A 12,655-nucleotide genomic window follows, 5' to 3' on the forward strand; every position below is an offset into this window, starting at 1 on the left:
CTCGCCGCTTTTCCGCCCCCGCGGTCTACACTCGCACATGAGCGACCGAACCCCCGGCGCCGGCGACGGCGCGGCCGACGACCCACCGTCGGTCTCCGCCGCCGTCGCCGCCGGCGCCGCCCTATTTAACGAGGGGCACACGCTCGCGGCCCACGAGCCGTGGGAAGCGGCGTGGCTTCCCCTCGACGAGGGCGACGACGAGCGCCTGCTCCACGGGCTGATCGCGGCCGCGGCGGCCACTCACCACGCGAGCGAGCGGAACTGGTCCGGCGCGACCGGGTGCGCCGCCAACGCGGTCCGGTACCTCGACGGACTCGACGCGGAGGCGGCCCGCGGCGACGACGGCGGAACCCGCGGCGTCGACGTCGCGACCGTCCGGGAGTGGTGCCGACGGCTCGCGACCGATCCGGAGACGGTCGAGCGCAGCGAGCCGCCGCCGATCCGGGTCGGGGACGCGGCGCCGGGGTTCGCGGACCTGGACCTCGCGGCCGCGCTGCTCGCGGCGCCCGCTCTCGCAGAAGCGGTCGACCACGGGGACGAGGCGACGTTCGAGGCCGCCGCAGCGCTGGCGCGCGAGGAGCGCGGTACCGGCCGGACGCGGTTCGCGGAGCTCCTCTTCGCGTTCCTCCGCGAGCCCGACGCCCGCCCGCAGGTGGCCGCGCGGCTCGGTGATCACGTGGAACTGGCGGAGCGGAAGCGACGCGACGTCGGCAACCTCTTTTAACTTCTCCCGTCAGGCGCCGTCGGTCGGCGTGTCGGGGTCAGACGGGAAGTTCGGTTCGTCGGATGGCGTCTCGGCGACGGTGGGATCGGTCCTCTCGTCGCCAGCCGTCCCCCCGTCTTTCGGTTCGCCCTCGAAGGTGTACTCCGCGGAGTCGTCGTCGGGGTCGTAGCCGAGCGCCTCGCGGGCGCGCTCGATCGAGTAATAGCGCCGATCGTTGTCCGAGATGCCGTAGACGATCTCGTAGCCGTAGTCGGCCTGTAGACACCGGTCGAACAGGTGCGCGCAGTCGCGATGCGAGAGCCACATCGCCTGCCCGCGCTCGTACTCCCGCGGCGGGTGGTCCTTCGTGAGGTTCCCGATGCGGACGCAGACGACGCTCATCCCATGCTCGTCGTGGTAGAAGCGCCCGAGCGCCTCGCCGGTCGCCTTCGAGACGCCGTACAGGTTCCCGGGTCGGGGAAGCTCGGTGCCGTCCAGCCGGTAGTCGTCGTCGGTCCGATACAGGTCCGGAGTTCGCTCCTCGGTCTCGTAGCCGCCGACGGCGTGGTTCGAGGAGGCGAACGCGAACCGCTCGACGCCGGTGTCGACGGCCGCGCGCATCACGACCTGCGTCCCGTCGATGTTGTTGCGGAGCACGGAGTCCCACGGCGCCGTCTTCCGCGGGTCGCCGGCGAGGTGGATCACGGCGCCGACGCCCTCCATCGCCTCCCGGACCGCCCGCTCGTCGGTGATGTCAGCGACGTACCGGTCGGCGTCGGTGACCCCGTCTGGAACCTTCGCCGCCGGGAGCGGCTCCCTGTCGAGGAGCCGCCACTCGTAGTCGTCGCCGATGCCGCGGAGGATGGCCTGGCCCACCCGTCCGCCGGCGCCCGTCAGCAGGACCGGCTCGTCCATTCGGTCGTACGTGGGCGGGAGACGGGCATATAATACACGGTTCGGCCGCGACGCGGCGGGCCGGACCTACTTACAGCTTCTCGCGGGAGATCGAGACGCCCGTCGGTGCGACGACGATCTGGTCGTCGCCCTTCTGGACGATGTCGCCGTCGACCTCCTGTGCGACCTGCCGCAGCTCGTCAATAATGTGTTCGATCGTGCGGTCGGACGTCGAGTGACGGGTGATGTCGCCGATGACGAAATCGCCGTCGTAGACGGCGTCTTTGATCGGGATGACGTCGCTCTGGTCGCCGATCTCCGCGATGTGTACCTGCATTCCCGTGTCCGCGTGCGCCTCGGCGAAGTCGTCGAGGTCGAGCTCGACGTAGTCGTCGACGGAGCGGTTGCCGCCCCCGCCGAGGATCTTGCTCATGATGCCCATACACACCACACATCGAGGTCGGACATTAGTTCTTACGTCAGACGCTCTCCCGCGCCGGTCGTCAGCGGCCCTCGTGACGCCGCTCGTCAGCGGTCCCGGTCGAGTCGCTCCTGCCACTCCTGCACTCGCGAGAGCAGTTCCACCGGCGCGGTCGCCGCGACGTCAACGTCGCTCAGCTCCTCGACGACGGCGCGGGTCTCGGAGTCGAACCGGTCGGCTTCGGCAGTTTCCGCGGACTCGGTGGGATCGGTGGGTTCGACGGTCCCCCCGGCGCCGGGCGACGCCGACTCCGGGCCCGTTCCGTTTCGGTCCCCATCGGTCCCGGGGTCGTCCGGCTCGACCGGTTCGGCGCCGCCGCCCGCGAACGACCCGGACGAGAGATCGAAGACGACCTGTTTCGTTTCGCCGCCGCTTCCGGCGCTTCCGGCCGCACCGCTCTCTCTACCGCTCCTCTGTGAGCCTTTCGCCTCGATGGCCTTCTCCTCGCGGAGCCGGTCGAGCACCTCGTCGGCACGGGAGACGACGGGCGCCGGCACGCCGGCGAGGTCGGCGACGTGGACCCCGTACGACCGGTTCGTCGGCCCGTCGCGGACGGTCCGGAGGAACGTCACCTCGCCGTCGCGCTCGTCGACGGCGACGTGGACGTTGGCGACCCGGGGGAGGTGGTCCGCCAGCGTCGTCAGCTCGTGGTAGTGCGTGGCGAAGAGAGTCCGCGCGCGCACCTCGTTGTGGAGGTACTCGGTCGCGGCCCACGCGATGGAGATGCCGTCGTAGGTGGCGGTGCCGCGGCCGACTTCGTCGAGGATGACCAGCGAGTCCGCGGTCGCCGAGTGGAGGATGTTCGACAGCTCCTGCATCTCGACCATGAACGTCGAGCGCCCCTGCGCGAGCTCGTCGAGGGCGCCGACGCGGGTGTAGATGCCGTCGACGAGCCCGACGGTGGCCGCCCGCGCGGGGACGAACGAGCCCGCCTGCGCGAGCAGCTGAATGAGCGCGGCCTGCCGCATGTACGTCGACTTCCCGCTCATGTTCGGGCCGGTGACGATCAGGAAGCCGCGCTCCTCGTCGAGCCGGAGGTCGTTCGGCACGAAGTCGGTCGTTCGCTCGACGACGGGGTGTCGCCCCGCCTCCACGTCGAGCCGGCGCTCGTCGATCAGATCGGGGCGCGTCCAGTCGTTGCCGGCGGCGTGGGTCGCCAGCGACGCGAGCGCGTCGACCTCGGCGACGACTCGCCCGACGTCCTGCAGCAGTTCGGCGTCGTCGGCGGCCCGCTGGCGGAGCTCCTCGAACAGCTCGTACTCCAGTTCGCCGCGGGCCTCCTCCAGCCGGAGGACCTCCCGCTCCCGCTCCGCCAGCTCGTCGGTGACGAACCGCTTGGAGTTCTTCAGCGTCTTGATCTCGCGGTAGTGCTCGGGCACTCGGTCGGCGACCGACTTGCCGACTTGGATGTAGTACCCGTCCGTCTTGTTGCGGTCGACCGTGACGTGGCTGAGGCCGTGCCGCCGCTTCTCCCGTTCCGCGAGCGTGTCGAGCCACTCGTTCGCCTCCTCGTGGCTCGCGATCAGGTCGTCGAGCTCGTCGTCGTACCCCTTCCTGAGCAGCCCGCCCTGCGTCTTCGTCTTCGGCGGGTCCTCCGCGAGCGCGTCGGCGAGCTCGCCGTGAAGGGCGCGGGCGCGCTCCCGGTCGAGGCTCTCCAGCACCTCCGCAACCGGTGACTCCGAGAGCGCGGTCTCCTCGACCGCGTCGAGCATCGCCGGCACCAGCGCGAGGGTGTCGCGCACCGCGAGGAGTTCGCGTGCGCCCGCGCTCCCGCTCGTCGCCCGCGCGGCCAGCCGTTCGAGGTCGTACGCCTCCTCCAGCGTCTCGCGGAGGCGGTCGCGCGCGAGCGCCGCCGCCGCCAGCGCCTCGACCGCGTCGAGCCGCCGGCCGAGGCGCGCCCGGTCCCGCCGCGGTCGCGTGAGCCACTCGCGGAGCAGTCGGCCGCCGGCGGCGGTGACGGTGTGGTCGACCGTCTCGAACAGCGACCCTTCGCCTTCCCCGCGCATCGTCTCGGTGAGCTCGAGGTTGCGCTGCGTCGTCGCGTCGATGTCGACGTGCTCGCCGTCGCCGTACGCGGTGAGCCGGGTGATCGACGCGAGCACGCCCGCCCCCGTCTCCTCGACGTAGCCGAGCACTGCGCCGGCCGCGCGCAGCGCCACGTCGGAGTCGATGCCGACGCTGTCGGCGGTCTCTCGCCCGAACTGCTCGCGGACCGCGTGTTTGGCTCGTCCCGGCGCGAACGCCTCCGCGTCGAAGACGGAGACCGACCCCGAGAGGTCTTCCCGGACCGCGCCGAGCAATTGGTCGTCGTTGCGGACGCGGGGACCCGGGAGCACCTCCGCGGGGTCGAACCGGTACAGCTCCGCCCGGAGGTCGCTCTCGTCGCCGACCTCGGTGACGAGGAACCGTCCCGTCGTCACATCGGCGAGCGCGAGGCCGTAGGGGCCGCCCGCGTCGTCGTCCGCGGTCGCCGCTGCGCCGCCGGTCGCCGAGGCACCGGCGCCCCGCCCGTCGCCCTCGCGGACGACCGCCGCGAGGTACCGCGCGTCGTCGTCGGTCGTCTCCAGCAGGGTGCCGGGCGTGACGACGCGGGTGATCTCGCGGGCGTGGCCGTCGTCCGTCTCGTACTGGTCGGCGACGGCGACCCGGTAGCCCCGCTCGACGAGCGCCTTCGCGTAGGGGGTCAGCTCCGAGAGCGGGACGCCGGCCATCGGGTACGACGAGCCGTGCGAGGACTTCTGTGAGACCGTCAGGTCGAGCTCGTCGGCGACCAGTTCCGCGTCGTCCGCGAAGAACTCGTAGAAGTCGCCGCACTGCATCGCGAGCACGTCCGCGTCCGTCTCCGACTTGAGATCGAGGAACTCCCCGACGATCCCCGTTGGCATACGTCTGTACTCCCGCCGTGGGCGGCTAAAACCCTGCGGGTCCGGGGCCGGACGGCGGCGGGGCTGTCGACGCGATCGGCATCGAAAAAGGCCCGTTACGCGTCAGTCGTCGCTCCGCTTCACTGGTCGCGCAGCCACGCCTTCGCCTCCTCGTCGCTCGCGAACACGCGGAACTCGTAGTCCGGGTGGACCGCGCTCATCGACTCTTCGACCTCCTCCATCTCCATGCTGGCGATGGCCGAATCGGCGTACACGCCCGCTCCGCGTCGGACCCCGATGTCGATGAGGTCCGGAACCCACGTCTCGGCGAGCCACCGCTTGTCTTCGTCCTCGTGTGCGGTCACGGACTCGGTGTTCACGATGTACTTCTCGGCACCGCGCTGTTCCATCACTGCCTCCCACTTCTTGGCGACCTTCCGGAACGTCTCGCCCGCGGCGTACTCGTCCCACGTGAACACCGGAACGTCGAGATCCTCGTCCCATTCGATCGTGTATGCGTCCTCGTCTTCGAGCACTGTCATCGTTTGCGCCATGTCTGCAAAATTCCCACACTACTGTATAAACACACTGGGGAGATTCTCATGTATGATATCTACAGAAGTCAAGAGTGCGCGTCTGTCACCGTTAATTTCGCGCAGCAGGTAGTTCTCCGTTCGAGTGGCGCCGTCGCATCTTCTCTTCGGTCCCGTCAAATTATTGCTATTGGTATCTTCACCGTCAGCTTAATTCATCGTCTGCAGAAGAGTCTGATATGGCGACCCGCTCTGAAGGATCCGAAGGAGACGCGTCCGTCGGATCAGAAGCCGTGGCGGAGATAGACGAAATAGTGAAACAGCTGCTCCGGATCTCGCAGATCGTCTCGAAGGGATCCAACGAGGTGACCGAGCTGACCGACGAGCAGTCGGACTCCATGCGGAAGATCTCGGACGAGGTGTCCAACCTTTCGGCGACGGTCGAAGAGATCGCCGCGAGCGCGGATCAGGTCGAGACGGTGAGCGACGACGCGCGGGAACTGGCCGACGAGGGCTGTGCGGTCGCCGAGAACGCTATCGACGCCATGGAGAACGTCGAGTCGGCGAACGACGAGGTTTCGGAGGCCGTGGGACGGCTCGAAAACCGGATCGGGCGGATCGACGAGATCGTCGACGTGATAGATAACATCGCCGACCAGACGAACATGCTCGCGTTGAACGCCTCCATCGAGGCGGCCCGGGCGGGCGAATCCGGAGACGGCTTCGCCGTGGTCGCGGAGGAGGTGAAGAATCTCGCGGAGCAGTCACAGCGGAACGCCGAGGACATCGAGACGTTGGTCAACGAGATCAAGTCCGACAGCCAGGAGACGACCGAGCGGATCGGCACCGCGAGCGAGGAGATTCGGGTCGGGATCGACCGCGTCGACGAGACGGTCGACGTGCTCCACGACATCGACGAGGCCGTCACCGAGGCGGCGGAGGGGATCGGCGAAGTGGCCGACGCTACCGACCAACAGGCCGCCTCGACCGAGGAGGTGTCGGCCATGGTCGACTCGGCGGCCGACATCGCGGACGACGTCGCGACCGAAGCGGAGCGGATCTTGGCGGCAAACGAGGAGCAGACCGAGAAGATCCAGGAGCTGGACGAGCTCGTCGAGTGATCGACAAGACGGTGTCCCCCGCAACTCGCCGACCAACGGCGTGAGGTGAGTCTGCTCTCGCGCCCGCGGGATCGTACGAACTGACTCGGGCCTCTGCCGAATCGGGTCTGTCAACGACGCTGACCCGGATCCGTCGATGCGTTCTCACGCTCCAGTCTCACCCGTCGTAGTTATAAGTGGGGTCGTCGAATCGTCGAGTGACCGATGGTCGCGCTCGACGCGTTCGCGTTCGTCTTCGTCGCCGGGCTCATCACGGCGCTCGCCACCGGAATCGGCGCGTTACCGTTCTTCTTCTTCGATTCGATCAGCGACCGCGGCAACGTGGCGCTGTGGGGCTTCTCCTCCGGAATCATGCTCTCGGCGTCGCTGTTCGGGCTCGTGCAGGAAGGGCTCGCCGAGGGGACGCCGGTCGAGATCGGGATCGGTTTGGCCGCGGGCGTCGTCCTCGTCGTCGTCGCGCACGAGGTGCTGTTGGACGCCGAGATCGACCCGCGGGAGTACGAGGAGGCGGACTTCACGAAGCTCGTGTTGATCCTCGGCGTGCTGACCGTCCACAGCTTCCCCGAGGGGGTCGCCGTCGGCGTCTCGTTCGCGGACCTCGGGCTGGCGGGCGGGACCGAGATCCTCGGCTTCACCGTCCCGCTGCTCGCGGCCTTCATGACGATCGCGATCTCGATCCACAACGTCCCTGAGGGGACCGCTATCTCGATCCCGCTGCGGGCGATGGGCGTCTCGAAGTGGAAGATGGTCTGGTGGGCGGTGTTCTCCAGCCTCCCGCAGCCGATCGGCGCGGTCCTCGCCTTCGCCTTCGTGCGGTACGCCCGGGAGTTCCTCCCGTACGGCTTCGGCTTCGCCGCCGGCGCGATGATCTACCTCGTCGCCACGGAGTTCATCCCGGAGGCGCTCGACACCGGCGCCAACCTCCCTCGCGGCGGGAAGCCCGTGCTCGCGGTCGGACTCGCGCTCGGCGTCGCCCTGATGCTCCCCCTCGCGTTCCTGTGACCACCGGCGACCGCGGCGCGCGCGGGTCGACTCACCGGTCGCGGGCCCGTCGCCTCGCTCACCGGTCGCCGTCGAACGTCGTCGGATTCACCGCGCCCGGCCCGTCGCCCACGTCGTAGCCGCGACGGATCGCGGGTCCCATGTCCTCGACCGCAGCAGCGACCGCCTCGCGGAGGGGACCGCCGCGCGCCAGTCGCGCCGCGATCGCGCTCGATAACGCGCAGCCGGAGCCGTGCGTCGCGTCGGTCGCCACGCGGGGATTCTCGAAGCGGACGACGGTCTGGTCGTCGCTTCGGTCCCCTCCGGTCTGCTTCGCTCCGCCCTCGTTCACCTCCCCGATCACGAGCGTGTCCACGACCGCCTCGCCGTCCTCGTCGAGGTGACCGCCCTTTACGAGGGCCGCGCCGGCGCCGCGGGCGACGAGCTCGCGCCCGGCCGCCTCGGCGTCCGCCGGCGTCTCGATCGGTTCGTCGACCAGCACCGCCGCCTCGTCGGCGTTGGGAGTGACGAGCGCCGCCCGCTCGATCACCTCCTCGTAGGCGTCCTCGGCGGCGGGCGAGAGCAGTCGATCGCCGGTCGCCGCGACCATCACGGGGTCGACGACGACCGGAGCAGAGCAGCGGGCGAGCAGCCCGGCCGCGGTCTCGACGATCTCCGCCGTGGCCAGCATTCCCGTCTTGACCGCGCCGACGTCGAAGTCCTCGATCACGGCGTCGTACTGGCTCACCACGTGGTCCGCCGGAACCGCGTGGACGTCCTCGACGCCGCGCGTGTTCTGCGCCGTCGCGGCCGTCACGACCGCGGTGCCGAAGACGCCGTGGGCCGTCATCGCCTTCAGGTCCGCCTGAATTCCGGCACCGCCCCCCGCGTCGCTGCCGGCGATCGTCAGCGCGACGGTCGGGGTAACGGGGTCGCGCTCGTGTGGCATACTTTGGTGGTACCACTTAGTTGTACTAAATCGTGACGATCGCCGCCGCCGAACGCCCTTTGCCGCTCCCCGTCGAACCGGGGGCATGTCAAACGCCGATAACCCCTCACCGACCGGGGGCGACGCGACCGAGTCGATCACCGTCTACTCCGATTACGTCTGTCCGTTCTGCTACCTCGGCCGGCAGTCCCTCGCCGAGTACCGAGAGACGCGCGACGAGCCGCTCGCGGTCGACTGGCACCCGTTCGACCTCCGCGCCGGCAAGCGCAACCCCGACGGCACGATCGACCACGAGGTCGACGACGGGAAGGGCGACGACTACTACGCGCAGGCCCGCGAGAACGTCCGCCGGCTCCAGGAGCAGTACGGCGTCGACCTGGCACAGGAGATCGCGACCGACGTCGACTCGCTGCCCGCCCAGCTCGTCTCCGTCCGCGTGAAAGAGACCGCTCCCGAGGCGTGGCCCGCCTTCGACGACGCGGTGTTCGCGGCGCTGTGGCGGGACGGCCGCGACATCGGCGACCGCGATGTTCTCGTCGATCTCGCGAGTGACGTCGAGGGGCTCGACGCCGACGTCGTCGACGCCGCGCTCGGCGACGAGGACCTCCGCGAGCGCGTGACGGAGCTGTTCGACGCGGCGAGACAGCGGGGGATCACCGGCGTGCCGACGTTCGCGTTCGACGGCCACGCCGCCCGCGGCGCCGTGCCGCCGGAACAGCTCGAACGACTCGTCGAGGGCGCCTAACTCAGGCGCCGGCGGCGGTGGGGTCGCCGCGGGCCTCGCTGTCGGTCTTTTCGTCGTCGTCGACGATCCGGTACGAGAGGTAGACGGAGCCGAGCGCGAGCGCGATTCCGCCGATCACGTCGGTGAGCCAGTGGATCCCGAGGTACATCGTCGCGAGCACCACCGACGTCGCGAGCCACAGCGCGACCGGCGTCCACCGCGGGTACTCCCCGCGAGTCAACACCGCGAAGGTCGCGACGGTCACCGACAGCGACGTGTGGAGCGACGGGAAGACGTTCGCGGCCTCGTTCACCTCGCTCGTCAGCGCCATGATGTCGGGATTGTACGTGAAAAGCAGCGACGTCACGGTGTCGGGCATGACGTTTCGAGGGCCGTGCGCGAACACGACCGTGTAGACCGCGAGACCGATCGAGTAGTTGAGTCCGTACGCGACGAGAAGCCGGTTCAGCGTCGTTACGTTCGGGAGTACGAGATAGGCGACGAACGGGAAGGCCAACAGGAACACGTAGCCGTACACGTATATCCCGGCGAAGTACATCGTCAGCTCCGGAACGACGAACGTCGCCTGCACCCACGCGACGAAGTTCCCCTCGACCGCGTAGATCAACCCCGTCAGCTGAACCCCGAACAGCTCCGAGACCGTCTGAAGCGAACTGCGTCCGATCGCACTCACGAGCAGTACCGCGCCCAGCCCGGCGAGCGCGCGCCGGACGCTCCACAGCCGCGGCACGAGCTCGGTTCGGAGTCGGGAGAGCCGGCGCGGTCCGACGATCGTCGCCCCGGCGACGAGCAGCCCCCCGCCCACCCACAGCACGAGTGAGCCGACGACCGACAGAAAGGGGTTCATACCCCCCGCGACAGCAGGCGCTCCTCGCCGTCGAAGCGATACCCCGCCTCCCGGAGCAGGTCCTTCGCGCGCTCGACGTCGAGCGTCCCTGACCCACCGACGAACGGGTAGACCGGGTCCGCCTCCGGGTCGTCCCACGTCAGATCGGTCGGCACCCACTCCGGCGAGGCCGCCAGCGGCGACGCCGCCGGCTCGGCGTACCCGTCGAACGCCTCGTCGACCAGGGACTCCTTGTCGATCAGCGACGCGAGCACACCCCGGAAGCGCGGGTTCGACAGGGGCGCTCGCCGCGTGTTGTACCCGACGTGATAGAAGCCGCCAGAGCGCCCGGTCACGAGCCGCGCATCCGCCTCTCGACCGATCCGGGGGACCGCGTCCGGGCCGAGGTTCGAGACGGTCGCGTCCGCGAGCCCGTCGCCGACCGACGACACCGCGGCGATGTCCGAGGGCGATACCTCGATCCGCAGCCGGTCGAAGGCCGGCTTCCCGCGGAACCGCTCCGGAATTTCCGCCGCGGGGTCGGTCTCCCCGTCCGGAGCGTCAGCGCGGGCGAGGAAGTGGTCCGGGTTGCGCTCGAAGACGACCGACTCCTCGGCCGTCGCCTCGACGAACCGTATCGGACCGCTGCCGACCGGGTCCTCGTTGTTCGACACCACCGCCTCGGTCGTCTCCACGTCGAACTCGAAGCCGGCGATCGTCGCGACGTCGGTCCGCTCCGACCAGACGTGCTCGGGCAGGATCGGCACCCGTAGCGCCCGGACCGCGACCGCGTCGTTCACGTCGCCGATCGCGAGCTCGACCCGGCCGTCCGCGACGACCGTCGCGTCCCGAACGACCGAGCTCCGACCGCGGAACCGCGGGGTCGGCACCGGCGTCTCGAGCGCTCCCATCGAGGTGTCGCGGAGGAACTCGTAAGTGAACGCCACGTCGTCCGCGGTCACCGGCTCGCCGTCGTGCCACCGGGCGTCTCGGAGGTCGACCGCGAGCGTCTCCGCGTCGACCCGTTCCCAGTCCGAGGCGAGCCAGGGGACGACCTCCCCGCCGTCCGCTAGGGCGAGCTGGTCGTACAACAGCGCCGTGAACGTCCCCTCGCGCCGGTACTCGGCCGCGATCGGGTTCCAGTTCACCGTGATCTGGTCGTCGGTCGTGACGAGCCGGAGGGCGGCGTCGCCGTCGGCGACCGCCGCGTCGGCCGTGGCGTTCTCGTCGGCTCCGGCGTCGCCGTCGCCCGCCATCCCGTTCGTCGATCCCGTCTCGTCGGTCGACCCCGTCTCCTCCGCCGCTCCCGCGTGCTCCAAGCCCAGTAGGGCACCGACCGACAGCGGCCGCCGGTTCGTCCACCCCTTGAACCGCTCCTCGCGGACCGCGGTGAGCGGGTCGGGGAACGCGACGACGGTGAACGGCTGTAGCTCGCACAGCGATCGCTGAAGCTCGGCCACGGCGTCGCGTCGCTCCTCCCCTTCGACCCGTCGCTGGCGTTCGAGCCGCTCGTCCACACCGTTGACGTCGGTGAAGCCGAACGGGTTCTGTCGCCCCGCCTCGGCGACGAACTGCGAGTGAGTGAACGCGTACATCGCGTCGGGATCGAACGGCTCCGACTCGAGGAACTGGCCGACGTAGATGTCGAAGTTCTGATTTATCAACACTTTCCGCCAGAGATCGGTCCGCCGCAGGGTGTTGATCCGGGCGTCGACTCCCACCGCGTTCAGGTTCTCGGCGAGGTGTCTGGCGATCCGGATCGCGTTCGGGTCTCTGTCGGCCGGCGCGGCGTCGATCTGTAGCGTGAGCTGCTCGGCCCTGTCGCGCCCCGCGATGTTGCGGGTCCGACCGAGGCAGCCGGCGCTCAGGGCTCCCAGACCGATCCCCGCGAGCGCCTGCCGCCGGCTGACGTGCCCGTTCATTCGTTCGTTCCTGTTTCGGCGGCGGCGTATATCTCTTCTGTGGTGTCGCCGTCGGGGACCTGCCGAGCGCTCCGGAGGCTTCCACTGCGCCCCCGTGCTCGGTCCGATCGCCGCGCTCCGGCCTCAGATCACGTCCGCGAGCGGGAGCGCCAGTCCGATCGCCCACGCGAGGACCCCCGCGGCGAGCACGGGGCGGTCGGCCGCCGCGCGCCCGATGGCGACCGCGCCGAGCGCCGCGAGCAGCGCGATCCGGTGGACGAGGAGGGCGGGCGGCACCGCGACGCCGAGCGCGGCGAAGTCGACCACGAACCCCGCTCCGAGCCCGACGGCGACGGCGAGGGCGGCCGCCGCCGGGTCGCACTCGCGCGACCGCGCGACGACGAGGGCCGGGAGGCCGACGGCGAGGACGAGGTACAGCGGCCCGGCGATCGCCTTCGGCGGGAGGCTCGGGTACGCGAGCTCCAGGGCGACCCCGGCGGCCCGGACGCCGACGACGACGGCCGCGAGCGTGACCCCGAGCAGCGCGGCGTCGGCGTGTCTCACCGCCTCCCGGCGGCTCCGCCGCGCGAGGTCGACGGCCGCTGCCCGGGTCCGCCGTCGGCGCAGGCGCCCGGCGGCGGACGCGCGCGGCGCCCG

Annotated in this window: 11 protein-coding genes and 1 pseudogene; 4 read left to right on the top strand and 8 right to left on the bottom strand. The window is 70.1% G+C overall.

What is annotated here, in order from left to right; all coding sequences use genetic code 11:
• Positions 1-37 precede the first annotated feature (37 nt).
• Complete coding sequence (locus OQF71_RS10995) at positions 38-724, top strand: DUF309 domain-containing protein (RefSeq protein ID WP_280587720.1); 687 nt, start codon at positions 38-40, stop codon at positions 722-724.
• Between the two features lie 9 nt (positions 725-733).
• Here OQF71_RS10995 and azf read toward each other — a convergent pair whose 3' ends face one another.
• The 4 genes from azf to OQF71_RS11015 all read right to left on the bottom strand — a co-directional run bounded on the left by azf (position 734) and on the right by OQF71_RS11015 (position 5,496).
• On the bottom strand, positions 734-1,618 hold the full coding sequence (gene azf, locus OQF71_RS11000; RefSeq protein ID WP_280587722.1) for an NAD-dependent glucose-6-phosphate dehydrogenase Azf: 885 nt from the start codon (positions 1,616-1,618) through the stop codon (positions 734-736).
• Positions 1,619-1,688: 70 nt separating this feature from the next.
• Positions 1,689-2,039 (bottom strand): cell division protein SepF, encoded by a 351-nt coding sequence (gene sepF, locus OQF71_RS11005; protein ID WP_280587724.1) that lies wholly within the window; start codon positions 2,037-2,039, stop codon positions 1,689-1,691.
• Positions 2,040-2,125: 86 nt separating this feature from the next.
• A complete protein-coding gene (gene mutS / locus OQF71_RS11010) occupies positions 2,126-4,963 on the bottom strand; it encodes a DNA mismatch repair protein MutS (protein ID WP_280587726.1) in 2,838 nt (945 codons plus the stop codon).
• Between the two features lie 119 nt (positions 4,964-5,082).
• A complete protein-coding gene (locus OQF71_RS11015) occupies positions 5,083-5,496 on the bottom strand; it encodes a hypothetical protein (protein WP_280587727.1) in 414 nt (137 codons plus the stop codon).
• Positions 5,497-5,714: 218 nt separating this feature from the next.
• Between OQF71_RS11015 and OQF71_RS11020 the strand changes: the two genes are divergently transcribed.
• Entirely contained in the window at positions 5,715-6,596 is an 882-nt protein-coding gene (locus OQF71_RS11020) for a methyl-accepting chemotaxis protein (protein WP_303655243.1), read from the top strand.
• Between the two features lie 204 nt (positions 6,597-6,800).
• Positions 6,801-7,598: a ZIP family metal transporter gene (locus OQF71_RS11025; RefSeq protein WP_280587729.1), complete on the top strand. Its 798-nt coding sequence runs from the start codon at positions 6,801-6,803 to the stop codon at positions 7,596-7,598.
• 58 nt (positions 7,599-7,656) lie between these two features.
• Here the strand turns inward: OQF71_RS11025 and OQF71_RS11030 are convergent, their stop codons facing one another.
• Positions 7,657-8,526, bottom strand: a complete 870-nt coding sequence (locus OQF71_RS11030) for a bifunctional hydroxymethylpyrimidine kinase/phosphomethylpyrimidine kinase (protein WP_280587731.1) — start codon at positions 8,524-8,526, stop codon at positions 7,657-7,659.
• Between the two features lie 85 nt (positions 8,527-8,611).
• On the opposite strand from OQF71_RS11030, the gene OQF71_RS11035 reads away from it, so the two are divergent.
• Positions 8,612-9,271 carry a DsbA family oxidoreductase gene (locus OQF71_RS11035; RefSeq protein ID WP_280587732.1) on the top strand — a complete coding sequence of 220 codons (660 nt, stop codon included), beginning with the start codon at positions 8,612-8,614 and terminating at the stop codon, positions 9,269-9,271.
• A gap of 1 nt (position 9,272) precedes the next feature.
• Here OQF71_RS11035 and OQF71_RS11040 read toward each other — a convergent pair whose 3' ends face one another.
• The 3 genes and pseudogenes from OQF71_RS11040 to OQF71_RS11050 all read right to left on the bottom strand — a co-directional run.
• On the bottom strand, positions 9,273-10,118 hold the full coding sequence (locus OQF71_RS11040; RefSeq protein ID WP_280587733.1) for a phosphatase PAP2 family protein: 846 nt from the start codon (positions 10,116-10,118) through the stop codon (positions 9,273-9,275).
• Positions 10,115-12,019: an ABC transporter substrate-binding protein gene (locus OQF71_RS11045; RefSeq protein ID WP_280587734.1), complete on the bottom strand. Its 1,905-nt coding sequence runs from the start codon at positions 12,017-12,019 to the stop codon at positions 10,115-10,117. Before OQF71_RS11045 ends, OQF71_RS11040 begins: the two co-directional genes overlap by 4 nt.
• 123 nt (positions 12,020-12,142) lie before the next feature.
• Positions 12,143-12,655: pseudogene (locus OQF71_RS11050) on the bottom strand (hypothetical protein); the annotation flags it as partial.

The organism is Halorubrum sp. Boch-26 (genome assembly GCF_029889805.1).
In the GTDB taxonomy this organism is placed as follows: Archaea; Halobacteriota; Halobacteria; order Halobacteriales; family Haloferacaceae; genus Halorubrum.

What these genes read in the sequence shown, in the direction of transcription:
- OQF71_RS10995 (WP_280587720.1), top strand. Translation starts at nt 38, where the DNA reads ATGAGCGACCGAACCCCCGGCGCCGGCGACGGCGCGGCCGACGACCCA.
- azf (WP_280587722.1), bottom strand. Translation starts at nt 1,618, where the DNA reads ATGGACGAGCCGGTCCTGCTGACGGGCGCCGGCGGACGGGTGGGCCAG.
- sepF (WP_280587724.1), bottom strand. Translation starts at nt 2,039, where the DNA reads ATGGGCATCATGAGCAAGATCCTCGGCGGGGGCGGCAACCGCTCCGTC.
- mutS (WP_280587726.1), bottom strand. Translation starts at nt 4,963, where the DNA reads ATGCCAACGGGGATCGTCGGGGAGTTCCTCGATCTCAAGTCGGAGACG.
- OQF71_RS11015 (WP_280587727.1), bottom strand. Translation starts at nt 5,496, where the DNA reads ATGGCGCAAACGATGACAGTGCTCGAAGACGAGGACGCATACACGATC.
- OQF71_RS11020 (WP_303655243.1), top strand. Translation starts at nt 5,715, where the DNA reads ATGGCGACCCGCTCTGAAGGATCCGAAGGAGACGCGTCCGTCGGATCA.
- OQF71_RS11025 (WP_280587729.1), top strand. Translation starts at nt 6,801, where the DNA reads ATGGTCGCGCTCGACGCGTTCGCGTTCGTCTTCGTCGCCGGGCTCATC.
- OQF71_RS11030 (WP_280587731.1), bottom strand. Translation starts at nt 8,526, where the DNA reads ATGCCACACGAGCGCGACCCCGTTACCCCGACCGTCGCGCTGACGATC.
- OQF71_RS11035 (WP_280587732.1), top strand. Translation starts at nt 8,612, where the DNA reads ATGTCAAACGCCGATAACCCCTCACCGACCGGGGGCGACGCGACCGAG.
- OQF71_RS11040 (WP_280587733.1), bottom strand. Translation starts at nt 10,118, where the DNA reads ATGAACCCCTTTCTGTCGGTCGTCGGCTCACTCGTGCTGTGGGTGGGC.
- OQF71_RS11045 (WP_280587734.1), bottom strand. Translation starts at nt 12,019, where the DNA reads ATGAACGGGCACGTCAGCCGGCGGCAGGCGCTCGCGGGGATCGGTCTG.